The following is a 23,276-nucleotide window of genomic DNA, read 5'->3' on the forward strand; positions in this document are numbered from 1 at the left end:
CGGCCATGAACCAATTCGCTATCCTTTATGCAGATCGATTCGTTCGACCTTCCGTGTAATTACTCAATCTGCCTCGAACACGGAAATACTGACACCCCCCGACCGTGCGTTGCCCCTGGACATTTGAATGACCTCTGATCGGCGACGGACCGGCGCCGGGCTTGCCAATATTCCCTCGCAACAACAGCAGGTTCATCAGCATCCGGACATTTTGCACGCCCAGCCGATGTTGCGTGAGCCCCATGCCGTAATGCGCCATAACCGCTTTCGCTCGCATGTACTCGCTTGCAGCTTCGAGCAGCGAGGCACGGGTCAAACCGCTGACGCGTTCGATCTCGGCCCACTCGATCGTCCTCGCGTATGCGGCGAACTCCTCGAATCCGTGGGTATGTTCCTCGATAAATGCGACGTCAAGAACGCGAGGTGAGTTATGCGCTACTGCTTGGTCATCGGCTTCCAAGACGGCTTTGCATATTCCGAGTATCGCGGCGGTATCGCCCCCAGTCTTTACCCGATGATATTGAGTGCTGATCTGTGTTTCGGCCGGCGTCAGCATCTGCACAGGCGACTGCGGGTTTGCAAAGGACACCAATCCTGGCTCCCGCAACGGGTTGAAGGTGATGATCGGCACGCCACGCTTGCGCGCATGTTGCAACTGGTGAAGCATCCGAGGGCTGTTGGTCCCAACGTTCTGACCGAAGAAAAACATGAGGTCGGTCTTGGCAAAATCCTCCAGAGAGATAGTTCCCACACCGACGCCGATCGCTTCCTTTAGGCCGACGCTCGTGCTTTCGTGACACATGTTTGAACTGTCGGGCAGGTTGTTGCAGCCATATAGACGCGCGAAAAGCTGATACATGTATGCGGTTTCAAGAGACGCGCGCCCCGACGTATAAAAAACGACGCTTTCAGGATCGAGCGCTCGGAGCTCCTCGGCGATTTCTGCAAATGCCTCCTCCCATGTCACCTCGACATACTTGTCGCTTGCAGAGCGTAACGTATCGGCGCAGTCAGACGTCCGGCTTCTTCCAGGTCGTGGTCGTGCCAATTCAATAGCGACTTCACGGTATGAAGTTCGAAGAAAGCTGGCGTCATCCGCTTTGCCGTCGTATCCCATGCTGTGGCTTTCGCACCGCTTTCGCAAAACTCGAACGTGTGGGGGTCGGCTGGCTTCGCCCACGAGCAGCTCACACACATGAAGCCGTCGGGCTTGTTTTGCTTCAAAAGTATGGCGCTGTCCTTGAGCGGCACCTTCTCCTGCATCAGGATAGTGGCGACGGATTTCAGCGAGCCCCATCCTCCCGAGGAAAATGGGTACGACGGACTTTTTTTTGCATCGGACACGACACGCTCCTTGGTAACGAAACATCATGCCGTGACATGAGCAAGCAATGTTCTGTCCGTTCTAACCGGCGGCGCCGATCCAACGTTCCCGCTGGCAAACCATGAAAAGAGATTGAACCGCATGTCAGTTCCCGGTGGCTGGCGCCCGGATGTCTATGCACCGATAGCCTGTAAATAAATGCGTGGCGCTTGTCAGGCCTGATGGACAATAAGCCACACGTACGGCGCAAAATCTCGGTGGTGGAGATATTCGCCTGACGTAACGACGCTTCCAAGCAACCGTGGGTAGGTTAAACAGACGAAGGTGCTTTTTTGTCCGCTCAAGCATTCCTCAAAGCTGATCGTTGCCTGGTGATGTCAATAGATCGCGGGAGCGTCGCGCGGCCGTCGAACCAACGCGCAACAAGCTATTTCGGTCTAGCGCTCGCCGGCGGCACAAACTGGCGCAATGTAGTCGCGCCCGAAGACATAGCGGTCGTCGAATCAGCGATGTCCCTCGTTGCTGACGCAGTAACGGGTACCTGCATCGATGCGAGGTTGCGTCGCGAAGACGGTGAGTACCGGTGGCATGCGCTGCATCTAGAGAACCCCGTTGTCTCGGATCAAGTCACTAGCGGCAGATGCGTGCTCATTGCGATCGATATTCATGCGTACAAGTGTGCGTGGCTAGCGCACGAACAAACAGAGCATCGCCTGCAGTGTGCTCCTGAGGCCGCCGCCACCGGAGCATTGGAATGGGACGCGGGAGCTGGCATTGCACATATCAGGGCAGTGCTGGCACGGCTATACGGGCAGGACGAGTTGATAAAAGCCGTGCCGTTGGACGTCCTCTGGAACAAAGTGGTACCTGAACAGCGAGCCTTGTTCAGGCGCGCAGTATTCGAGGGATTGGCATGTCAAGGACCATTTGAGTTCGAGTTTCAAGTCGGGCCATCGTCGGATACGCCGCGCTGGCTGCGCATGCGCGCCGAAGCGCGCGACCAAGCACCTGTCCAGGCGAGTACGGCGACAACGGTGTTCGCAGTGACGTCGGAGATCAGCTCAGGCCGCACTACACGCGCAATGCTCGCTCGTAGCGAGCGCCGTTACCGCGAGCTTGCGCGTTCTTCTGCCGCTCTCATCTGGTCGGCCGATCAGACCGGTGCGATGCGCCCGGTCGAAGGTGAAGAAAGTGAGTGGGAGACCTTTACTGGGCTGCCATCGGAGATGCTCGTCGGTCATGGCTGGCTTGATTCGGTCCATCCGGCCGATCGGGAACAGCTGCGCAAGGTATGGAGCGAAGCATTGCAGGGCCACAGTGCACGTGAGGCGACTTTTCGGATGCGACGCGCAGACGGCGTTTATCGGTTCATGCACGCGAGGGCGGTCCCGATGCGCGATGAGGCGGGGCGCCTTGCGGAGTGGTTCGGGACAACGAAAGACGTGACCGACCAGCACAACGCAAAAGTAGTCAGCGAAGAGCGTCATGTTCGCCTTACGCTCGCGATGGAGGCAGCCAATATCGTCATCGTAACGCTCGGTCTACAGGATTACCTAGTCACCATCGAAGGTGCCAACGCCGGCGCGCGAGTCAGGGGACAATCGCCGCGGCAACTTAAAGTCGCGTACGACGTCGCGCTCGCCCGCGTAGTCCGCGACGACCGGCAAGCGTTGGAAGAGGGGATCCGGCGACTGGTCAGCAACGAGGGAGACTACGCAGACTTCGAATTTCGCATCAGGCGAGCGGATGGGGAACACTGGATGACCGGTAGCGCGCTGTTGCGTCGCGGCAACGATGGGACACCCGAGAGCATCATTGCTAGCATGCTCGATATCAGCGACCGGAAGAACATGGAGCTCGCTCTTCGCGACGCACATAAGCGTAAGGACGAGTTCTTAGCGATGCTTGCTCATGAACTGCGCAATCCCCTGGCCCCGCTGCGAACTGGGGTGACACTGCTGCAGCGCAAAGCAACGAACAAAGACCCGCAAGAAATTGTCGCCTTAATGGACAGGCAGATCTCTCACCTGACGCGACTGGTCGACGACCTTCTCGAGGTATCGCGGATCACTCAGGGGCGAATCACTCTGGCGCGGGAGCCGCTGCTCGTGGGCGCAGTCGTCTATGCAGCGGCGGAAGCCGTCGCATCTTTGGTCGAAGAGCGGTCGCAGACACTGACTGTCGACGTGCCGAGAGATACGGCCCGGGTTTTCGGAGATGCGACGCGCCTGTCGCAAATAATCGTCAACGTGCTCAACAACTCGATCAAGTACACCCCGCGCGGCGGTAGCATTTCACTTCGAGCTTGCACTGACGAAAGTCAAGTCACCGTTATTGTGTCGGACACGGGCGCGGGAGTCGCCAAAGAACTGCTACCGCGTATTTTCGAACTATTCACACAAGGTGAGCAAACGCTTGACAGGTCAAAGGGTGGGCTAGGAATAGGCCTGTCGCTCGTACGCAAACTTGTTGAGCTGCATGACGGGACAATCAGTGTCGCGAGTCCCGGTCCTGGACATGGGACCACCGTCACGATGCGCTTCCCGCGCCTACGGACGGCGCGCCCGACCGTTCCTGCCCCGTCAGCGCCCGCAGCCACGCAGCGTTCTACCTTGAGGGTCCTCATCGTCGACGACAACCGCGATGCGGCCGATTCTCTCGGTCTTGTTTGCGAGGACGAAGGACACGTTGTCTGCGTATGCTACGGAGCGACTGATGCTTTGGAGCGGCTTGCCTCCTTCTTCCCAGATGTCGCTCTGCTCGACATCGGGCTGCCCGAAATGGACGGGTACGAACTGGCCTCTCGCGCTCGTGCCAAAGGAGCCCGGCAGCCGGTGCTTGTAGCGATCACGGGATACGGTCAGTTGGACGATCGGCTGCGAGCGCAGTCTGCTGGCTTCGATCACCATTTTGTGAAGCCGGTTGACATTAGCGCCCTACTGACGCTACTTAATTCACTTCAAGCGGGCGGCTCGGCCGAGCGCCTGCCGCCGAGCGCGTCTTAAGCAGGTGCTTGGCTAGGTGAGATCAACGATTCGCCTCCGATGGCCCGGCCCTCAGGGACTACACCATCTTCATGCTCACCGAGACAGGCATCGTCGCAATGGGCAACTCTAAGAAAGTCGCAGTAGTCGCTACGCAGTGCGAGCGTCGGCGTTGACCGACTCCGCGACCTCGAACGCGGCGACTTGCCGGACGAGGTGGCTCGCTATTTCCCGGAGCGCCGAGGCCGCAGCGGCAGCCTGTTCGACCAGAGCGGCATTCTGCTGCGTCACCTGATCTGTTTGCCTGGTTCACCTGCTCAAGCCTTGATGCTGTCCTACGCGCAAGGAGCGCCTTCCATTAGCCGGTCGACTGCCTTGGCCAGTAGCCCCCAGGCTGCCGACCTGTTCGTCTGCATAAACGGCTCTGCCGCTTTGTCCCTGCCCCTGGACTGTCGGAAGGCAGATCATCAAGGGTGCATCGAGCAGGGAAAAGGCGTAAGATGTAGCACAACTGTAACACATCACAAGGGGTTGACATGTCCACCACCACGTTGCGCCTGCCGTCGGACCTACGCGACCGGGTGGCGAGACTTGCGGAGGAATCGGGCACTACGGCTCACAGCTTCATGCTTGCGGCGATCGCCGAAAGGGTTACCAGCGAAGAATTGCGACACAAGTTCCTCAGCGAAGGGAATGACCGGCTGGCAAACATGTTGACGAGCGGCCTCGGAATTGATTGGGCCGACATGCGTGACTATCTGGGCGAACGCGCCGCGGGTCACGCGCAGGCAGTTCCCAAGGTCAAGAGATGGCGCGGATAATCCTCGCTCCCGAAATTCGCGAGGATTTCGATCGTATCTTCGACTTCCTGTTAGAGCATACGCCGGAGACGGCGGCGACCCGCATTGACGAGATCGTTCGCGCGCTGGACATCCTACAGTCGAGCCCGCAAATCGGGCGGCCTGTTGGCGGGCCGAGCCCGCTGCGGGAGTTGGTGATTTCCAGTGGAACGCACGGCTACCTTGCGCTTTACCAGTTCGTTGCTGAGTTGGATGTTGTGCTCGTGGTCGCCATTCGCAGCCAGCGGGAGGTGCGATATCGCCGCTTCAGTAGCTGAGGTACTTAAACTTTCCAAGATGCGTTGAACTGTCGCAGTTTACATAAAGGAATTTAGCGTCGTAACGTAGGAATACTATCTATCCTTCGCCTTGCAATTGATTTGCGGAAAACGAGTCACTGATGATTCGCGGTGGCTCGTCGATGAATCAAAGCGCCATCGGGCGAACCCGACCTGACCAAGTTCGGCCACAGGACTAAACCGCTCGCGCGGTATGTGCTCCGTTCAAAGTTATTGGTTAGGAAAGGGTAAAACCCTCCGGTTTCCTATGTTGAGTGATGAGGCGATCCGCCTCGTTACCCAGGAGGAACCGGGCCATGACATCCCCCACCCACGTTACCAGTCCGTTGCGTCAGCGCATGATGGACGACATGCGCATGCGCCGCCTCGCGCCGACCACGCAAGCCAATTATCTTCGTGTGGTACGAGCGTTCACCGTCTTCCTTGGACGCTCGCCCGACACTGCCACCGTCGAAGACTTGCGTCGCTATCAACTGCATCTGGTTGACCACGGTGTGTCGCCAGTTTCTTTGAACGCGGCGATCACCGGCCTGAAGTTCTTCTTCGGTACGACGCTCGCTCAAGAAGCATTGATGGCGAAGATGCGTCCGATTTATCTCCCGCGTACCTTGCCCGTCATACTCAGCCGCGAAGAAGTTGGGCGGCTGATCGCGGCGGCGACCAACCTGAAGCATCAAACGGCGCTGGCGCTCGCCTACGGAACAGGATTACGCGCCAGCGAGGTAACTGCGCTGAAGGTCGGTGACATCGATAGCGAGCGTATGACGCTGCGCGTTGAGCAAGGCAAAGGCCAGAAGGACAGATATGCCATGCTGTCGCCGATCCTGCTCGAGCGTTTGCGGGTCTGGTGGCGGGTCGCACGAGCCCAGGGCAAGATGCTCGACGGAGGCTGGCTGTTTCCCGGACTTAACCCGATCGAGCCGCTCAGCACCCGCCAACTCAACCGAGCGGTTCATGCTGCGGCCGAGGCTGCGGCAATCGACAAGCGCGTGTCCATGCATACCTTGCGGCACAGCTTTGCCACGCATCTGCTGGAACAGAAGGTCGATATCCGGGTGATCCAGGTCATGCTCGGGCACAAGAAGCTTGAGACCACAGCGCTTTATGCCCAGGTTGCCACCGATATTCCGCGCGAGGTGGTCAGCCCTCTTGAGAGTTTGCCTACTGAGTAGCTCTCATCGTGGCGCATTGCGCGCTTGAGGTCGCGGACGTCTTCCGCTCTCTTGGTCCAGCGTGGCATCGATCCGCTAATCTGAGCCTCGGGCAGCTGAAGGTCATGTCCGCAATCGAACAGTGCCGCACCGCGGCGCTGGGAGGGCACCTGCTGCGCTGCGAAGGATGCACGGCGATCGAAGTCGCCTATAACTCGTGCCGCAACACGCACTGCGCACGGTGCCAGGCTGGCGCGGCGCGCCGCTGGCTGGAAGCGCGCGAGGCCGATCTCCTGCCCGTCGAGTACTACCACGTGGTCTTCACACTGCCCGCTGCGATCAGCGCGATTGCGTATTACAACAAGGCCATCATCTACGGGCTGCTGTTCGATCTCGCGGCCGAAACGTTGCGCACCATTGCCGCTGATCCGAAGCATCTTGGAGCGCAGATCGGTGCCACGCTCGTCCTGCATACGTGGGGCTCGGCGCTCACCCATCATCCCCATGTGCACGGCATCGTTCCCGGTGGCGGATTATCGCCGGACCGAAGCCGGTGGATAGCGTGCAGGCCGGGCTTCTTCCTTCCAGTGCGCGTACTCTCGCGCCTCTTTCGCCGGCGCTTCCTTGAAGAACTTGAATTGACCTATCGCCGGGGGCAGTTGCGGTTCTTCGGCGAATACGCCGCGCTCAACGATGTCGCAGCCTTTGCCAGGTGGCTCGCACCAATGTACGCATCCGAGTGGGTCGTGTATGCCAAACGCCCGTTTGCGGGACCCAAAGCAGTGCTCGCCTACCTGTCGCGTTACACCCACCGCGTCGCGATCTCCAACCAGCGCCTAGTCGCGCTCGACGAATACGGCGTTACCTTCCGCTGGAAGGACTACCGCGTGAGTGGACGCACCCGCAACAAGACCATGACCCTCGAAACAGATGAGTTCACGCGTCGCTTCCTTTTGCATGTGCTGCCTGGCGGTTTCCACCGCATCCGCCATTACGGCTTGCTCGCGAACCCATCGCGACGCGCGAATCTCGCGAAGATACGCGAGTTGCTGGGCGCAGCGTCTGCCACTATCGGCAGCAGTGCCAACGACATCGCTACAGTCGAAGCGTCACCGACCTTCGTTTGCCGGCACTGTGGTTCGCCGATGATCATCATCGACATACTCCAGCGCAGCAGACCTATTCGGGCACCACCGGTTGAGCGAGCACACGCATGAATGCCATCGCGTCAGGATTCACACATCAACTGTCGGCTCTTCGACAAAGAGAGCGCATAGGAGACGCTTGCGCCTATGACTCCAAACGGGCAGTCTGTTGCTGGCCGGTCCGGCCGATAGCAACGCCCAGCAGCGTCGCTGCTGCAATCGCGGTTGCCGTGACTCACATTTATCCGCGTTCATATACGCCGTGCCTTCAATGAGGTTGAACAAATCGCCATAGCGGTGAAAGGTTCAGACCACGTCGGGGCACTCCGCGGTTTCCTCCCTTGGGGCTTGTAGGACGCCTGCCCGCTGACGCCTGGGCGTGTTGACGTGCCGATGGATCAGGGCAGGCGTCCTACAACCCTAAACACAAACTGCCGGTCACATGCGCCGCCGGCAGGCCGCTCAGGCGTCGGCTCTGCTTCGCAACCGGCCATCTGATTGTCACAGGGCGAGCGCTCGTTCATCGGCCTCTGCGGACGCTGGGACGCTTAGACCCGTGAGTTGGTGAGGCGGCTTACGCCGTGCAACGATGACGTCTTGCTCGAGCCTCGAATTGCTCTCGAACGTAAGTTTGATTTCTCTATAAGCAATCAGCTTGTCGTTCACCAGATCGAAGGGAAGCGCCCGCAAGGTTAGGGATGGTGTTCAGGACTCGTTTGCCGCACTGAGCCATCAACATAGGGCCGATGCGGTGGAAGCGGCGCGGCACCTGGCTCGAATGCAGCGCGACGTTCGGCATAAGGAAGGTGCCGATTGCCTGCCCGCTCGCGCGGCTTTTGCGCTCATGCAGTGGACTCGCGCATCAGTCGTCAACGCACCATCCATAGGTTGCTCAGGGCGAACAGCGTATGCAATTGCTGCGTGTTCTTCATCGGCCGCGACAGCGCACCGTTAGATGCCGCCGTGCGCGGCAATGAACATGGCGACGGCCGACCTGCAATCGGATTCGATTTCTTTGTCCTCCTCTGCTCTCGCCTCATCGAAGCGTGCGATAAGCAGGAGATCGGATCATTTGAAAAGCGCGGCAAACAAGCGGGCGGACCGGAGAGCATCGGGTACGTTCAGAATCGCTTAGTCGTCAGATGGGCATCCTGCCGTTCATGACGACTCGGCGACCAGATCCTCCCACGCGCAACCCCGCCCCGATTTCTGTTGCTCTCGGACGGCGCATCAAGCAATGCCGGCACGAAGCCGACAAATCGCAGGAGACGCTCGCATTCGAAGCGCACGTCGACCGTACTTACATATCCGCGATCGAGCGCGGAATTGCGAATCCGTCCGTTGAGACGCTGGCGAACATCTGCTTTGTCCTCGGAGTGACTCTGGCCGAGCTGTTCGAGCCGCTGGGAGATGTGTCGCTGGCACCCACTGGGGAGCGGCGCGCGAATGCGGCGACGCGCCCGGAGATCAAGCGCAGCCGGCTGCGATGATGATCGTTCGAGCGGGGCATCCGACAGAACGCCCCGCCATCTGCGTGGATAGCCGGTTGTCGCCGATCATGTGCTTATCGATCGTCGAGTTTCGAGGGAAGTTGACTGACCACTTATGAATAGAGCCGGAAGCTGCCTACTTAGTCAGCGGAATCGCTCTGCGTCACGTCGTTCGCTTGCTTGCTAACCGGCGTCATCGCATCCGCGATGGCGCCGGCCGCCGCACGCAACTCCGGCAACAGCTTCATGCACGCCGCGATGTCAAGCCGCGACGACGGGCCATGCAACGCAAGCGCAGCATACACGCGTCCCGATGCATCGGGCAGCGGCACGGCAATCGCCACCGAATCGTCGAACAGCTCGCTGTCATGCAGGCCGACGCCCGTCTCGCGCGTGCGCGCGAGCTCTTCCTTCAACGGCTCCCACTCGGTGATCGTGCGCGACGTGAAGCGCTTGTACGGCGGCTTGCCGATCAGCGCCTCGATCTGCTTCTGCGTCATGTTCATCAGGAACAGCTTGCCGCTCGCCGTGCAGTGCAGCGGCACGCGCGTGCCCGGCTCCAGATGCAGACGCAAGGGCAGCGGCGTTTCCACACGATCGAGATAGAACACCTGATTGCCGTCGAGGATGGTCAGGTTGCAGGTTTCGCGCACCGTGTCGACGAGTTCCTGCAAGACCGTATGCGGCTGCGAGCGCAGCGTGGAATGACGCAGCACGTCGAGCGCGAGTGCCGCCGAGCGCGCGCCGACGGTGTAGCGCTTGCCGAGCGGCTCGCGATAGACGAGATCCGCCTCGACCAGCATCGACAGGATGCGGAACACAGTCGGCTTCGGCAGCTTGCAGGCCTGGGTCGCGTCGTCGAGGGAAACGGGGGCGGCGGCGTGCGCGACGTATTCGAGTACGGCGAACGCCCTTAACGCCGTCGATTCCGGCTTCTGTGGGTCTGCATTCAGCATCGCGTGGGGCGGAAACTCGAAACGGCCATTGTACGTGAGCACGCCTTCACGCCGCCTGCGGCAGCTTCAGGATCGCGCGCGCCTGCTGCGGCGTCGCGGGCACGCGGCCGAAGCGCTCGCACGCATCCACGATCTTGCCGACCAGCTCCGCGTTGCTCGTCGCGAGCCGGGTTGCATCGAAGCGCGTGTTGTCCTCCAGACCCGTGCGGCAGTGCCCGCCGGTTTCCAGACACCACTGGTTCACCTCCCATTGATGACGTCCGATGCCGGCCGCAACCCAGGTCGCCTCGGGCAGCACCTCGCGCAGTTCCGCGCGCATGAAATCGAAGATGCTGCGCCGCGCGGGCAGCGCGTTCGGCACGCCGAGCACGAACTGCACGTGCGCGTTCGGCGCGAGCAGCCCGGCCTTCATCAGATTGGCCGCGTTGTAGAGCATCGCGAGATCGAACACCTCGATCTCGGGCTTGATGTCGTGCTCCTGCATCGTGCGCGCGAGGCCTTCGACGAACTCGGGCGGATTCTCGTAGATGTTCTTCGGAAAGTTGACCGACCCCGTGGCGAGCGACGCCATGTCCGGCCTGAGCGGCAGCATCGCGCCGCGCGCCGCTTGCTCGCGGCCGCGTCCGCCGGTGGAGAACTGCACGATCATCCCCGGGCAATGCTTGCGCACGCCTTCCTGCACGCGGCCGAAAAGCTCGGGATTGGAACTGGGATTTTCATCGGCGTCGCGCACGTGGATGTGCACCAGCGACGCGCCCGCCTCGAATGCCTCGTGCGTCGACTCGATCTGCTGCTCGGGCGTGACCGGAACGGCCGGGTTGTCGCGCTTCTTCGGCACCGCGCCGGTGATCGCGACCGTGATGATGACTGGAGACGGCATGCGGAACTCCTCCTGAACGAGGCCCGAACATCAGGCGATCTAGTGGATTTCACTGAATGAGATGTAGCATTTCATTATTGCACCCGGTCTCGTCGTGTGCAATCATCTCTCTCAACGGAACGCGGTATTTCATCCATCGAAATCCTCAGCGCGCGATGCATGCGACGTCGGCCAAACGGCGAGGTGCCCCGCACATGGAAAGAGAAAGAACCCTGACGTTTCAGGATCTCGTTCAACTCGTCGAACTGATCAAGTCGTCGGCGAATTTCAACGAGTTCCATCTGCGCATGGGCGACGTAGAACTCGATCTGCGTCGCGGGGAAGTGGTCAATGGCAGCGCGCCTGTCGCTCATGCGGGAAATGGCGCGGCCGTGGAAGCGCCTGCTCCCGCGCCAACTCCCGCTCCCGCCCCACAGCGCCCGGAGCCGCCCGCGCCCGCCGCCGCGGCACCTTCCGACTGGCCAGCCGATTCCACCGTCGTCAAATCGCCGATGGTCGGCACCTTCTATCGTTCGGCCGAGGCGGGCGCCAAGCCTTTCATCGAAATCGGCGATGCCGTCGGCGCCGATGCGACCGTCTGCATCATCGAAGTGATGAAGCTGATGAATTCGATTGCGGCGGGCGCGGATGGCGTCGTCACGCATGTACTCGTGAAGGACGGCGATCCGGTGGAGTTCGGTCAGCCGCTCGTCGTGATCGCGCCGAAGAGCGCGGAGGCGGGCGCATGAACGCGCAGCGCTTTAAACGCGTGCTGATCGCGAATCGCGGCGAGATCGCGGTGCGCATCATTCGCGCGTGCCGCGATCTCGGCATCGAGACCGTGCAGGTCTATTCGGACGCCGACCGCGATTCGCTCGCCGTGCGCCTCGCGGACCGCGCCGTATGTATCGGGCCGCCGCGTTCCAGCGAGAGCTATCTGAACGCGCGCTTCATCGTGTCGGCGGCGCTCGTGCACGGCGCGGACGCGATTCATCCCGGCTACGGATTTCTCTCGGAGAACGCCGGGTTCGCGGCGATGTGCGAGCAGGAAGGCGTGGTGTTCATCGGGCCGTCGGCGCACGTGATCTCGCTGATGGGCGACAAGGCGAAGGCCCGCCGCATGGCCGAGGAAGCCGGCGTGCCGACCACGCCCGGTTCGCGCGGCACGGTCGAAAGTCCCGCACAGGCGCGCGAGATCGCGCATGAAATCGGCTATCCGGTGCTGCTCAAGGCGGCCGCGGGCGGCGGCGGACGCGGCATGCGCGTGGCCCACGATCCCGCCGATCTCGACACGCAATTCAACGACGCCGCGCGCGAAGCGAAGGCCGCATTCGGCGACGGCTCGATCTACGTCGAGAAATTCCTGACGCGCGTGCGGCACATCGAAATCCAGATACTCTCGGATGGCGAGACCATTCTGCATCTCGGCGAGCGCGACTGCTCCACGCAGCGCCGCAACCAGAAGCTGCTGGAGGAAAGCCCGTCGCCCGCGCTGAACGAAGACCTGCGCGCGCAAATCGGCGATGCGGCCGTGCGGCTGTGCCGGCACGTCGGCTACCGCAGCGCGGGCACGATCGAATGCATTCTCGACGACACCTCGGGCCGCTTCTACTTCATGGAGATGAACACGCGCGTGCAGGTCGAGCATCCGGTGACGGAGTGCGTGACCGGCATCGATATCGTCAAGGAGCAGATTCGCATCGCGCAGGGCGAGCCGCTGCGCATCGCGCAGACGGACGTGCGCATTCACGGTCATGCGATCGAGTGCCGCATCAACGCGGAAGACGCCACGCAGAACTTCGCGCCGTGTCCCGGCCTCGTGCGCGAGTTTCATGCGCCGGGCGGCCCGGGCGTGCGCGTCGATTCGCATCTCTTTGCCGGGTATCGCATTCCGCCGTATTACGACTCGCTCGTCGCGAAGCTGGTCGTGTGGGGCGCATCGCGCGATGAAGCCATCGCCCGCATGCGGCGCGCGCTCGGCGAAATGCGCGTCGAAGGCGTCACGACGACGATTCCCTTTCACCAGTCATTGCTCGACGACCCGCACTTCGCGCGCGGCGAGATTCACACGCGCTTCGTCGAAGAGCGGCTTCTGGAGACGAGATGACCGATCTGTCCATCATGCAGCGCGCCAGCGCGCCGTCCGACACCGCGAGCCGCACATTCGGTCTCGTCGACGTGACGCTGCGCGACGCGCATCAATGCCTGTGGTCCACGCGCATGACGACCGCGACGATGACGCCGATCCTGGGTGCGATCGATCGCGTCGGCTATGCGTACATCAACATTCTCGGCGGCGCGGTGTTCGACGTGTGCGTGCGCTATCTGCAGGAAAATCCGTGGCGGCGCGTGGGCCTGCTGTGCGACCGGCTCGCGACGCCCTGCGACGGCCTCACGCGCGGCCAGAGCCTCTACACGTTCGAGCTTTTTCCCGACGACATCGTCGCGCTCAATTCGAAATTGCTCGCCGGTCTCGGCCTCTCGGTGCTCACCGTCTACGATGCGCTCAACGACAACCGCAACATCGTTTCGTCCGTGACGTCGGCGCATGACGCGGGCATGAAGGTCAACGCGATGCTGACCTACACGCTGAGCCCGGTCCACACGGACGCGTATTACGTCGAGCGCGCGAAGGAACTGGTCCCGCTGAAGGCAGACTTCATCTCGGTCAAGGACCCGACGGGCCTGCTCACGCCCGAACGCGGCCGCACGCTGTTTCCGGCGCTGGTCGCGGCGGTCGGCGATATTCCGCTGCAACTGCATTCGCACGGACAGTCCGGCCTTGCGCCGGAAGTCTACGAAGTGGCGATGTCAGCGGGCTTCAGTCTCGGGCACACGGCGGTGACGCCGCTCGCGAACGGCGCGTCGCTGCCGGCCGCCGAGGAGATCGATTCGCGCGCACGCCGCATGGGCTTCGCGACGAACGTGAATCACACGGCGCTGGCGGAAGTCTCCGGCTATTTCGACTGGGTCTGCGAGCGCGACGACAAGCCGCGCGGCCGCGTCGCCGAATACGATCCGGCGCTGTACGAGCATCAGGTGCCGGGCGGCATGATCTCGAACCTGAAGTCGCAGCTCGCGACGATGAACATGTCGCACCGTCTTCCCGAGATTCTCGAAGAGGCCGCGCAGGTGCGGCGCGATCTCGGTTATCCGATTCTCGTCAGCCCGTTCGCGCAATACATCATCACGCAGGCGGTGCTGAACGTCGTGCAGGGCGAGCGCTACAAGACGATTCCCGACGAAGTGCGCAAGTACGCGATGGGCTATTACGGGCGGCTGGCTGCGCAGCCCGCCGACGCGTTCCTCGAACGCGCGCGCATCCGCGACGACGAACGCGTCGACGAAGCGCCCGCCGCGCATCTCGCGCCCGCATTGCCGCGCCTGCGCGCGCAGCTCGGCGCATCGGCGAGCGATGAAGACCTGCTGCTCACCGCCTTCTATTCGCCGGAACTGCTCGCGCCGCTGAAGAAGAGCGAGCCGGCGTACGAGGACAAGACTTCGCCGCTCGCGGAGATGATCCGCTACCTCGGCTCGCAGCGCGACCTGACGCACGCGCGCGTGCGCTTCGGCGGCATGGACATGACGCTGTCGGCGGCGCGGGGATAGGCCGCCGGCCGGACGCCGTCACCACGATCCGCACGAAAAGGCGGACTAACAGACACGGAGACGAGCATGAAACGAACCGTGAAGATGCTTCTCGCCGCGACCTGCGCGACGCTGCTCTGCGCCGCCATGCCGCGGGCGCAGATCGCGCACGCCGCCGACGCCGCGCCCACGTTCAGCGACTGGGGCTGGCCGATGCCGCGCGAGCAGGTCTCGCAGAAGTCGATTCAATGGCTGAAGGACAAGGGCTGGTGGCCGCTGTCGATCGCGTATCAGGCGCCGTGGTCCGGGCAGAATGCGGTGAACGTCGTGATGGACAAGCAGGGCTTCCTGAAGGACCGCGGCCTCGAAACGAAGGTGCAGGCGTTCGCCTCCGGACCGGAGATCAACGAAGTGCTCGTGTCCGGGCGCTTCCAGGTGGGCAGTGGCGGCAACTTCCCGTTCTCGTCGTTGCTCGACAAGAAGATTCCCGTCAAGGCGATCGCGATCGAGAGCCCGAACCTGCTGCATGCGCTCGTCGTGCCGCCTGATTCGAAGATCAGGTCGTTCAAGGACCTGAAGGGCAGCAATCCGCCCGCCGCGCTCGGCATCGTGACGGGCTCGTCGGCGGAGTTCTACGTGCAGATGGCCGCGATGGTCAACGACGTGCAGATCGGCCGTGACGTGATCCTCAAGAACATGACACCGGGCGACCAGATGGCGATGCCCGAAGGACTCGCGGGCGTCGTGTCGTGGGACCCGACCGTCGCGATGATCACCGAGCAGCGCAAGAACGGGCGCGTCGCCGATTCGATCTTTCCGTACAACATGTACGAAGGCCAGTTCTACGTGCGCGACGAACTCGTGCAGAACGTGCCGGACGTGGTGCAGGCGCTGTGCGACGCGTTCGTCGAGGCGACGCTGTGGATTCGCCTGCATCCCGAGCAGACGGCGGACCTGATGGCGCAGGTGCCGCAATTGAAGAGCTATTCGAAGCCGATCCTGCTCGATCAGGTCAAGCGCTACAACAACGCGTACAAGCCGAGCTACGTATATCCGAACGCGCAGTTCTGGGGGCAGGTGAATTCGGTCGTGTTCCGCTGGCTGCACGAGCATGGGCGCATCGTGCGGCCACTCACCGCCGACGATTTCGTCGCCGCCGTCGATCCGCGCTTCATGCAGAAGACCTTCGACAAGCTCGGCTGGACCGTGCCGAAAGAGCCGCCGTTCGTGCCCGCGGGCTGGAAGGGCGATCCCGCGAAAATTCCGTATCCGTCGTATCTGGACGTGCAGAGCATGAAAGCGCCGCAGCCGTTCCCCGAGAAGGGCGACCTCGTGCGGCCATGGACCTTCGACAAGAGGACCTGGACGCCCTGAACCGGCACTGCCCGCCTTGCAGCCATGGAAGACGCTATCGATACACCCCGTACGAAAGGAGACACCGTGGACGTGACGACGATCGAACCGGCGAGCGCGCAGCACGCGTCCGCACGCGCGGCCGCCGCGAAACGAACGTGGCTCGGCCACGCGTTGCGCAAGCTGCGCGGACTCACGTTGTTGCTCGTGCTGATCGCCGCGTGGCAGTACGCGAGCACCGTGCTGCTCGACGACACCACGCGCAACCTGCTGCCCGCGCCAAGCGCGGTGCTCGCGGCGGCGTGGCAGCTGATCCTGTCGGGCGATCTGTTGCACAACCTCATCGACAGCGTGCGGCGCGAAGTGGTCGCGTTCGTGTGGGCGTGCGCGGCGATTCCGCTCGGCATCGCGATGAGCTGGTGGCCGCTCGTCGAGGAACAGGTCGATCCGATCGTCGAAATTTTGCGGCCCGTGCCGCCGCTCGCGTGGATTCCGCTGTCGATCCTGTGGTTCGGGATCGGCAACACGCAGAACGAATTCATCATCTTCCTCGGCATCTTCTTTCCGATCCTGCTCAACACGATCAACGGCGTGAAGGGCATCGAGCCGAACCTGATTCGCGCGGCGCGCTGTCTCGGCGCGAGCGAGGCGTCGATTCTCACGCGCGTCGTGTTCCGCGCCGCGCTGCCGCAGATCCTGACCGGCGTGCGCATCGGTCTCGGCGTCGGCTGGATGGCGCTGGTCGCGGCGGAACTGGTCGGCGCGATCTCCGGCCTCGGCTTCATGATCAACGACGCGCGCAGCGTGCTGCGCACCGATTCGATCATCGTCGGCATGGCGACGATCGGGCTGGTCGGCCTCGCGATGGACAGCGCCTTGCGCCTGGCGATGCGGCGTCTCTTGCCGTGGTCGCGCGCGATCGGACACTGAGAAGGAGACGGACGATGGGATCAGTCTGCGTGAAAGGCGTGAGCAAGGTGTACGCATCGGGCCACCGGCGCGGCGGCGACGTGCTCGCGCTCGACAACGCGAGCTTCGAGGTCAGCGATCGCGAATTCTGCTCGATCCTCGGACACAGCGGTTGCGGCAAGACGACGATGCTCAACCTGCTCGCGGGCTTCGAGACGCCGACATCGGGCGAACTGCTCGTCGATGGCGTCAAGGTCGCGCGCCCGACATGGCGACGCACCGTCGTGTTTCAGGACTACGCGCTCTTTCCGTGGATGACGGTGCGCGACAACGTCGCGTTCGGCCTGCGCATGAAGAAAGTGCCGGGCGCGGAGCGCGAGCAGATCGTCGCGAAGCAGTTGCGGCTGGTCGGGCTCGATGGTTTCGCGGGTCATTATCCGCATCAGCTTTCGGGCGGCATGCGCCAGCGCGTGTCGATTGCGCGCGCGCTCGCGGTCGATCCCGAAGTGCTGCTGATGGACGAGCCCTTCGCCGCGCTCGACGCGCAGAACCGCGCCGCGATGCAGCAGGAACTCGGGCGTCTGATCGCGGAAAGCGAAGCCGAAGCGCGCAAGACGATGATCCTCGTCACGCACAGCATCGACGAGGCGATTCTTCTCTCGGACCGGATCATCGTGCTGACGCGCAGGCCGGGGCGCATCAAAGCCGATATCGAAGTGAAGCTGCCGCGTCCGCGCGACGAATCAGACGACGGCTACCTGCACCTCAAGCGCCGCCTGCGCGACCTGATTCACGACGAAGCGAACGTGTCATGACGGCCTGCCCACATCCGGCGCCGGCACGATGCGTCAAACTGGACCCTGGACGCATTCACTGACGCGGGGGACACGACGATGGAGACCATCGATACACGGCTCGACCGACGCACGGTGCTCGTGACGGGCGCGGCGCGCGGCATCGGTCTGCGCATTGCGCAGTTGTGCGCGGCGCAGGGCGCGATGGTGTGCATCGCCGATCTCGACGCCGATGCTGCGATGCAATGCTCGGCCGCGCTGGGCAACGGCGCGTCGGGCATCGGTCTCGATGTGCGGGACGGCGAGGCGATCGCGCGCGCGGTGAGACGTATCGTCGATGAGCACGGCAGTATCGACGTGCTCGTGAACAGCGCGGGCATTCTCGCGCAAGGTCCGTTCGAGACGACCACCGCCGCCGCCTTCGACACGCTGATGGCCGTGAACGTCGGCGGCGTGTTTCATTGCGTGCAGGCCGTCGCGCCGCACATGAAGCGGCAGGAGCGCGGCGCGGTGGTCAACATCGCGTCGGTGTCGGCGATGCACGGCGGCGGCTCCGTCGGCAACGTCTGGTATGGCGCGAGCAAGGCCGCGGTGGTCGCGCTCACGCAGGGACTGGCACGCGAACTCGGGCCGTTCAACGTGCGCGTGAACGCGGTCGCGCCCGCGCTCGTGGAAACCGACATGGTCCGCGACGTGCTCACGCCCGACGTGAAGGCGCGCGTGCTCACGCGCTTTCCGCTCGGCCGCCTCGCCACCGTCGACGATGTGGCGCGCGCGGCGGTGTTCCTCGCCTCCGACGCCGCCGCGTTCATCACGGGCGAAACGCTCGCGGTGGACGGCGGCTTTCTCAAGAGCTGAGCGCCATGCTGACGCCGACCGTCGCCGCCATCGCCTTCGCCGCCGCCCTCGCGGGGGGCTTCGTGCGCGGCGCAGCCGGCTTCGGCGGCTCGCTCGTCATGATGCCGCTCCTCTCGCTGATGACCAGCCCGAAGTTCATCGTCGCGCCCGTGCTGCTGCTCGAAGCGTTCGCGGTGCTGCCGGTGCTGCGGCATTTCATCGGCCGCGCGCAATGGCGCGTGGTCATGCCGATCTGCATCGCGGCCTTCGTCGCGCTGCCCTTCGGCGCGTGGGCGCTCGTCAATGCGGACCAGTCGCTGATCCGGCGCGCGATCGGCGTGCTCGTGCTGGTGTTCTCGCTCGCGTTGCTCGCGGGCATCCGTCACAAGGCGGAGCCGCGCGTGCCGACTTCGATCGCGCTGGGCCTGCTCAGCGGCGCGCTGCTGGGCGGCACGGGCATCGGCGGGCCGCCGGTCATCCTGTATCTGCTTTCCAGCTCCGCGCCGAGCGTCGATACGCGCGCGAACCTGATGGTCACGGTCATGGCGATGTCGGTCGCCGCGCTCATCGTGCTGTGGATGCGCGGCGCGTTCATGATCGACGGTCCCATGCCGCTGTGGATTCTCGCGCCGGGCTATCTGTTCGGCATTCTCGCGGGCATGCGTCTGTTCGGTTTGATCGACGAGCGCCGTTTCAGGCGGGCGACGCTCGGATTTCTGGTCGTCGTTTCGGTGGTGACGCTCGCCGCCTGAGGTCCTGTGCGTGGCCCGACGCGCACATATGAAGCCGCCGATTCCCCGCAGAGGGAACACAAGGCATACAGGAGGCACGATGCAAAGCGATCAGGGCAACCCGGTCTGGCGCGTGGCGCTCGCGAGCGTCATCGGCACGACGGTCGAGTGGTACGACTTCTTTCTCTACGGCGTCATCGCCGGGATCGTGCTGAACAAGCTCTACTTCCCGACCGGCGATCCGCTGGTCTCCACGATGCTCGCCTACGTGACCTTCCTGGTCGGCTTCGTCGCGCGGCCGCTCGGCGGCGTGATCTTCGGCCACTTCGGCGACAAGATCGGGCGCAAGAGCATGCTCGTCATCACGCTCGTGATCATGGGCGTGGCGACGGCGGCGATCGGGCTCGTGCCCACATATGCGCAGATCGGCATCTGGGCGCCGATTCTGTTGCTGCTGCTGCGTGTGCTGCAGGGCATCGGACTCGGCGGCGAGTGGGGCGGCTCCGTGCTGATGGCCTTCGAATATGCGCCGCCCGAGAAGCGCGGCTTCTATGCGAGCCTGCCGCAGATGGGCGTGTCGATCGGGCTGTGCGGCGCGTCCGGGCTCGTCGCGCTGTTGTCGCAGACGCTCACCGAGGCGCAGTTTCTCGCGTGGGGCTGGCGCATTGCGTTCGGCGCGTCGGTGATCCTGATTGCGATCGGCTTGTGGATCCGGCTCAGGATCATGGAGACGCCCGAGTTTCAGGCCGTGAAGGATCGCGGCGAAGCGGTGAAGCTGCCGATCGCCACGCTGATGTCGCAGTTCGGCAGGCAGGTCATGCTCGGTCTCGGCATCCGTTATATCGAAGGCGTGTTCTTCAATCTGTTCGCGGTGTTCGCCATTGCCTATCTCACGCAGGAACTGAAGCTCACGCGCACCGATGCGCTCGTCGGCGTGATGGCTGCCGCGCTCGCGATGTGTCTGTTCATTCCGCTGTTCGGCCGTTTCTCGGACCGCTTCGGCCGTGCGCGCACGTTCTTCTGGGGCGCGCTGATCTGCGGCGCTTCCGTGTTTCCGGCGTTCTGGCTGATGTCGAGCCAGCCGGTGAACGTGCTCGCGGTGTGGATCTCGATCGTCATTCCGTTCGGCATCTTCTACGCGATGATCTACGGACCGGAGGCCGCGCTCTTCTCGGAACTCTTCGAGCCGCACGTGCGCTATACGGGCATCTCGTTCGTGTATCAGTTCTCGGGCATCTTCGCGAGCGGGCTCACGCCGATCATCGCGACGGTTCTGCTCAAGTTCAACGGCGGACAGCCGTGGCTCGTCTGCGCGTATGTCGTGTTCGCGGCGCTCGTCTTGGCACTTTGCGTGGCAAGTGTCAGGCATCCATCCGACCAGCATGAGATGGTGGCGAAATGGGCGGCCAAATGAGTCAGCCATCCGCTGATGCGGACCGTGCCGTCGCGGAACAGGTCGCGCGGGCCCGTGCGGCGCAGCGGCGCTTCGAGCACGCCGGTCAGGACACGCTCGATACGGCCGCCGCCGCAGCAGCGTGGGCAATCATGGAACCGCAGCGCAACCGATTGCTCGCGGAGCTCGCGGTGCGCGACACCGGACTCGGCAATGCCAGCGACAAGTTCACAAAGAACTACCGCAAAACACCCGGCCTGATGCGCGATCTCGACGGTGTGGTGACGACTGGCGTGGTCGCGCGTGATGAAGCGAAAGGCATCATCGAGATCGCCCGTGCCATAGGTGTGGTGGCAGCCATCACGCCATCGACCAATCCGGCTGCGACGCCTGCAAACAAGATCATCAATGCGCTCAAGTGCGGCAATGCGGTGATCGTCGCACCGTCGCCGAAAGGGCATTCGACCTGCGCGAGGCTGATCGGCTTCGTTCACGAGCAGTTCGCGAAGGCTGGACTCGATCCGGATCTTGTACAGATGCTGCCCGCGCCGATCGACAAGGCCGCGACCGCGACACTGATGAAGCAGTGCGATTTGGTCGTCGCGACAGGATCGCAATCCAACGTACGCATGGCATACACGAGCGGCACGCCTGCGTTTGGCGTCGGCGCGGGCAACGTCGCGGCAATCGTGACAGCGTTGGCGGATCCCGACGCCGCAGCGCGCAAGATCGCGCTGTCGAAGACCTTCGACAATGCGACCAGCTGCTCGTCAGAGAACAGCGTGGTAATCGAGGCGCCGATATACGAGCGCATGCTCGAAGCGCTGAAGCGACAGGGCGGCGCGCTGCTCGACGACGAGCAAAAGGCGCGTTTGCAAGCGACGATGTGGCGCGACGGCAAGCTCTCGGCACGCTGCACCGCACGTTTGGCAGAAGAGATCGCGCGTGAGGCGGGACTCGCTGATATCGCCGCGCGCGAACCGCGCTTTCTGATGGTGGAAGAGACCGGTTATGGCGCCGGGTGTCCGTTCTCGGGCGAGAAGCTCGCGCCGGTGCTTGCCGTTTATCGCGCGAGGGAGATCGACGAAGCTGTACGCATCGTGGAAGGCATTTACCGTTATATGGGCGCGGGCCATTCGGTCGGCGTGCACGGAGCGGGCGACGCGCTCGCTGTCACGCTCGGGACGCAGTTGCCGGTCGCGCGCGTCATTGTCGATCAGGCGCACTGCATCGCGACGGGCGGCAGCTTCGAGAACGGCCTGCCGTTTTCCCTTTCAATGGGTTGCGGCACCTGGGGCCGCAACAACTTCTCGACGAACCTGAACTTCCGGCAATACATGAACATTACCCGCGTCGTGCTGCCGATTGCCGAGCACGTGCCTGAAGTGGACGCGCTGTTCGAAGCCTATTTCTGCAAGGTTGGGCGATAAAAAGGTCAAAACTAGACTTAATTGCCTTACGGGTTCTTGTAGTGCATTCCGATCACCTCAACATTCGTGTTAAGGACGCGAGTCGCTTCGACGATGCGAAGAGGGGCCGCCGAGAGATACGGCGCTACACGTGTCACCGATTGATGACGCTCGAAGCCACCAGCCCATTGTTGAATTTTCGTGGAGCAAGGGCACGAATTTTGGACGTTGGGTCGAGCGAGGTTCGGCATCGCGCCAGCGCGAAAATGCAACGTCATAAGCACTAAACCTTCCCTGCCGGCAACCCCGACTGTTCGTTGTCGGCGGCGCATGGGTCATTCCAGCGGCGGCTTCGCGTGGTTACGAGACATGGGGGCTGGCAGAGGTCGAGCGGCAGAGAAGGGTCGGCAAGCGCCGCTCGCTGCCACGTTTCAACATCCACAATCTTTTTTCGGTGCCGTGCGGATCACTAGCCCGAACATCGGGGTCTGCGTGTCGCTCGGCGCAAACCCTCTGTCTGTGGACTGCTGACGTTGGCATCGCCCGATTGAGCGGCTCCGTTTGTCACTTTTCCTCGTAATCGGCAAATTGCCTCCTGCTTTTCCGGGCTGTGATACGCTGGATTCGACAAATATCAAGTCGGGACCGACAACGCCCTGGGTGCGATCTAGGAGACGCGATGGAACGAGACAATGACGAACCCATTATCTTGCATATATACCGCCTTCCGACCGGGTTATGGGGCGGGCGGCTGTCTGCGGGCGAAGACACGATAGGCGAGCTAGGGGCTTTTCCGTCCACGAAGGATGTAGAGCAGGCCGCCGCCGATGCAGGTCTATACCCCGATCGTGTCGAAATAGAGGTCGGGCAATAGACCCCTGTGATGCCTTATGACCTTCACTGCTCTCTCTCTGTCCGTCACTGCGTATCAAATCGCCGTAAGGACGGCGGAGCGTGTCCGCCTCCACGTTTACTGTTGTTCCACGCGGCTGTCTGCGATGACTTCGTAGCGGTTTTGGAGCATGATGTAACGCGATGGGAAGTACTTAGTTCGGCTCTCCGGGCACAATGATGGAACGAGAGAAAGAGAAGGACGAATGAGAACGTCCGCGAAGTGTCGCCCTCGGGGATCCTGTGCTCACCTCCGCAGGTGAGCACTGGCACGCGGGAATCGACCCGCGCGGCGAGCCGCTGTCATGGCCCCTGTCATGACGA

Annotated in this window: 18 protein-coding genes and 2 pseudogenes; 16 read left to right on the forward strand and 4 right to left on the reverse strand. The window is 62.7% G+C overall.

The features are described 5' to 3' along the window. Positions 1 to 97: 97 nt before the first annotated feature. Positions 98 to 1,263 (reverse strand): annotated as a pseudogene (locus QCE63_RS33695) (molybdopterin-dependent oxidoreductase); the annotation flags it as partial. A gap of 570 nt (positions 1,264 to 1,833) precedes the next feature. Here QCE63_RS33695 and QCE63_RS33700 point away from each other — a divergent pair. The 5 genes from QCE63_RS33700 to QCE63_RS33720 all read left to right on the forward strand — a co-directional run bounded on the left by QCE63_RS33700 (position 1,834) and on the right by QCE63_RS33720 (position 7,814). Continuing rightward, complete coding sequence (locus tag QCE63_RS33700; protein ID WP_309839401.1) at positions 1,834 to 4,329, forward strand: PAS domain-containing protein; 2,496 nt, start codon at positions 1,834 to 1,836, stop codon at positions 4,327 to 4,329. Between the two features lie 515 nt (positions 4,330 to 4,844). Then, positions 4,845 to 5,129 carry a CopG family transcriptional regulator gene (locus tag QCE63_RS33705; RefSeq protein ID WP_309839403.1) on the forward strand — a complete coding sequence of 95 codons (285 nt, stop codon included), beginning with the start codon at positions 4,845 to 4,847 and terminating at the stop codon, positions 5,127 to 5,129. Further along, positions 5,117 to 5,425, forward strand: a complete 309-nt coding sequence (locus QCE63_RS33710) for a type II toxin-antitoxin system RelE/ParE family toxin (RefSeq protein WP_309839405.1) — start codon at positions 5,117 to 5,119, stop codon at positions 5,423 to 5,425. The genes QCE63_RS33705 and QCE63_RS33710 overlap by 13 nt, the downstream gene beginning before the upstream one ends. Before the next feature lie 317 nt (positions 5,426 to 5,742). Beyond that, on the forward strand, positions 5,743 to 6,618 hold the full coding sequence (locus QCE63_RS33715; protein ID WP_309839407.1) for a tyrosine-type recombinase/integrase: 876 nt from the start codon (positions 5,743 to 5,745) through the stop codon (positions 6,616 to 6,618). A gap of 8 nt (positions 6,619 to 6,626) precedes the next feature. After that, the gene (locus tag QCE63_RS33720; protein ID WP_309839409.1) at positions 6,627 to 7,814 is read left to right on the forward strand and encodes an IS91 family transposase; all 1,188 of its coding nucleotides are present in this window, start codon (positions 6,627 to 6,629) and stop codon (positions 7,812 to 7,814) included. Between the two features lie 879 nt (positions 7,815 to 8,693). Here the strand turns inward: QCE63_RS33720 and QCE63_RS33725 are convergent. Beyond that, positions 8,694 to 8,873 (reverse strand): annotated as a pseudogene (locus QCE63_RS33725) (TetR family transcriptional regulator); the annotation flags it as partial. A gap of 17 nt (positions 8,874 to 8,890) precedes the next feature. Here QCE63_RS33725 and QCE63_RS33730 point away from each other — a divergent pair. Continuing rightward, the gene (locus tag QCE63_RS33730) at positions 8,891 to 9,232 is read left to right on the forward strand and encodes a helix-turn-helix transcriptional regulator (RefSeq protein WP_309839747.1); all 342 of its coding nucleotides are present in this window, start codon (positions 8,891 to 8,893) and stop codon (positions 9,230 to 9,232) included. Between the two features lie 140 nt (positions 9,233 to 9,372). Here the strand turns inward: QCE63_RS33730 and QCE63_RS33735 are convergent, their stop codons facing one another. Together QCE63_RS33735 and QCE63_RS33740 are read right to left on the reverse strand one after the other, a co-directional pair. Then, a complete protein-coding gene (locus QCE63_RS33735) occupies positions 9,373 to 10,230 on the reverse strand; it encodes an IclR family transcriptional regulator (RefSeq protein WP_309839411.1) in 858 nt (285 codons plus the stop codon). 4 nt (positions 10,231 to 10,234) lie between these two features. Further along, positions 10,235 to 11,068, reverse strand: coding sequence for a 3-keto-5-aminohexanoate cleavage protein (locus tag QCE63_RS33740; protein ID WP_309839413.1), 834 nt, complete (start codon positions 11,066 to 11,068; stop codon positions 10,235 to 10,237). Between the two features lie 194 nt (positions 11,069 to 11,262). Here QCE63_RS33740 and accB point away from each other — a divergent pair, with 194 nt between their 5' ends. The 10 genes from accB (at position 11,263) to sauS (ending at position 22,082) form a co-directional block, all read left to right on the forward strand. Next, on the forward strand, positions 11,263 to 11,796 hold the full coding sequence (accB, locus tag QCE63_RS33745; RefSeq protein ID WP_309839415.1) for an acetyl-CoA carboxylase biotin carboxyl carrier protein: 534 nt from the start codon (positions 11,263 to 11,265) through the stop codon (positions 11,794 to 11,796). Continuing rightward, positions 11,793 to 13,154 carry an acetyl-CoA carboxylase biotin carboxylase subunit gene (locus QCE63_RS33750; RefSeq protein ID WP_309839417.1) on the forward strand — a complete coding sequence of 454 codons (1,362 nt, stop codon included), beginning with the start codon at positions 11,793 to 11,795 and terminating at the stop codon, positions 13,152 to 13,154. Before accB ends, QCE63_RS33750 begins: the two co-directional genes overlap by 4 nt. Continuing rightward, the gene (locus QCE63_RS33755) at positions 13,151 to 14,656 is read left to right on the forward strand and encodes a pyruvate carboxylase subunit B (RefSeq protein ID WP_309839419.1); all 1,506 of its coding nucleotides are present in this window, start codon (positions 13,151 to 13,153) and stop codon (positions 14,654 to 14,656) included. Before QCE63_RS33750 ends, QCE63_RS33755 begins: the two co-directional genes overlap by 4 nt. Positions 14,657 to 14,722: 66 nt before the next feature. Next, positions 14,723 to 16,009 (forward strand): ABC transporter substrate-binding protein, encoded by a 1,287-nt coding sequence (locus QCE63_RS33760; protein WP_309839421.1) that lies wholly within the window; start codon positions 14,723 to 14,725, stop codon positions 16,007 to 16,009. Between the two features lie 66 nt (positions 16,010 to 16,075). Then, complete coding sequence (locus QCE63_RS33765; RefSeq protein ID WP_309839423.1) at positions 16,076 to 16,918, forward strand: ABC transporter permease; 843 nt, start codon at positions 16,076 to 16,078, stop codon at positions 16,916 to 16,918. A gap of 14 nt (positions 16,919 to 16,932) precedes the next feature. Continuing rightward, the gene (locus QCE63_RS33770) at positions 16,933 to 17,712 is read left to right on the forward strand and encodes an ABC transporter ATP-binding protein (protein WP_309839424.1); all 780 of its coding nucleotides are present in this window, start codon (positions 16,933 to 16,935) and stop codon (positions 17,710 to 17,712) included. Positions 17,713 to 17,790: 78 nt separating this feature from the next. Further along, positions 17,791 to 18,549, forward strand: coding sequence for an SDR family oxidoreductase (locus tag QCE63_RS33775; RefSeq protein WP_309839426.1), 759 nt, complete (start codon positions 17,791 to 17,793; stop codon positions 18,547 to 18,549). 5 nt (positions 18,550 to 18,554) lie between these two features. After that, complete coding sequence (locus tag QCE63_RS33780; RefSeq protein ID WP_309839429.1) at positions 18,555 to 19,280, forward strand: sulfite exporter TauE/SafE family protein; 726 nt, start codon at positions 18,555 to 18,557, stop codon at positions 19,278 to 19,280. A gap of 79 nt (positions 19,281 to 19,359) precedes the next feature. After that, positions 19,360 to 20,673: an MFS transporter gene (locus tag QCE63_RS33785; RefSeq protein WP_309839431.1), complete on the forward strand. Its 1,314-nt coding sequence runs from the start codon at positions 19,360 to 19,362 to the stop codon at positions 20,671 to 20,673. After that, the gene (sauS, locus tag QCE63_RS33790; protein ID WP_309839433.1) at positions 20,670 to 22,082 is read left to right on the forward strand and encodes an acylating sulfoacetaldehyde dehydrogenase; all 1,413 of its coding nucleotides are present in this window, start codon (positions 20,670 to 20,672) and stop codon (positions 22,080 to 22,082) included. Before QCE63_RS33785 ends, sauS begins: the two co-directional genes overlap by 4 nt. Positions 22,083 to 23,276: the final 1,194 nt, after the last annotated feature.

This window comes from Caballeronia sp. LZ065, assembly GCF_031450975.1.
Taxonomy (GTDB): Bacteria; Pseudomonadota; Gammaproteobacteria; order Burkholderiales; family Burkholderiaceae; genus Caballeronia.

Bases quoted from the DNA above. Each gene is read 5' to 3' on its own strand.
- QCE63_RS33775 (WP_309839426.1), top strand. From the start codon at position 17,791: ATGGAGACCATCGATACACGGCTCGACCGACGCACGGTGCTCGTGACG.
- QCE63_RS33780 (WP_309839429.1), top strand. From the start codon at position 18,555: ATGCTGACGCCGACCGTCGCCGCCATCGCCTTCGCCGCCGCCCTCGCG.
- accB (WP_309839415.1), top strand. From the start codon at position 11,263: ATGGAAAGAGAAAGAACCCTGACGTTTCAGGATCTCGTTCAACTCGTC.
- QCE63_RS33750 (WP_309839417.1), top strand. From the start codon at position 11,793: ATGAACGCGCAGCGCTTTAAACGCGTGCTGATCGCGAATCGCGGCGAG.
- QCE63_RS33705 (WP_309839403.1), top strand. From the start codon at position 4,845: ATGTCCACCACCACGTTGCGCCTGCCGTCGGACCTACGCGACCGGGTG.
- QCE63_RS33740 (WP_309839413.1), bottom strand. From the start codon at position 11,068: ATGCCGTCTCCAGTCATCATCACGGTCGCGATCACCGGCGCGGTGCCG.
- QCE63_RS33760 (WP_309839421.1), top strand. From the start codon at position 14,723: ATGAAACGAACCGTGAAGATGCTTCTCGCCGCGACCTGCGCGACGCTG.
- QCE63_RS33710 (WP_309839405.1), top strand. From the start codon at position 5,117: ATGGCGCGGATAATCCTCGCTCCCGAAATTCGCGAGGATTTCGATCGT.
- QCE63_RS33755 (WP_309839419.1), top strand. From the start codon at position 13,151: ATGACCGATCTGTCCATCATGCAGCGCGCCAGCGCGCCGTCCGACACC.
- QCE63_RS33700 (WP_309839401.1), top strand. From the start codon at position 1,834: ATGTCCCTCGTTGCTGACGCAGTAACGGGTACCTGCATCGATGCGAGG.
- QCE63_RS33770 (WP_309839424.1), top strand. From the start codon at position 16,933: ATGGGATCAGTCTGCGTGAAAGGCGTGAGCAAGGTGTACGCATCGGGC.
- QCE63_RS33785 (WP_309839431.1), top strand. From the start codon at position 19,360: ATGCAAAGCGATCAGGGCAACCCGGTCTGGCGCGTGGCGCTCGCGAGC.
- sauS (WP_309839433.1), top strand. From the start codon at position 20,670: ATGAGTCAGCCATCCGCTGATGCGGACCGTGCCGTCGCGGAACAGGTC.
- QCE63_RS33715 (WP_309839407.1), top strand. From the start codon at position 5,743: ATGACATCCCCCACCCACGTTACCAGTCCGTTGCGTCAGCGCATGATG.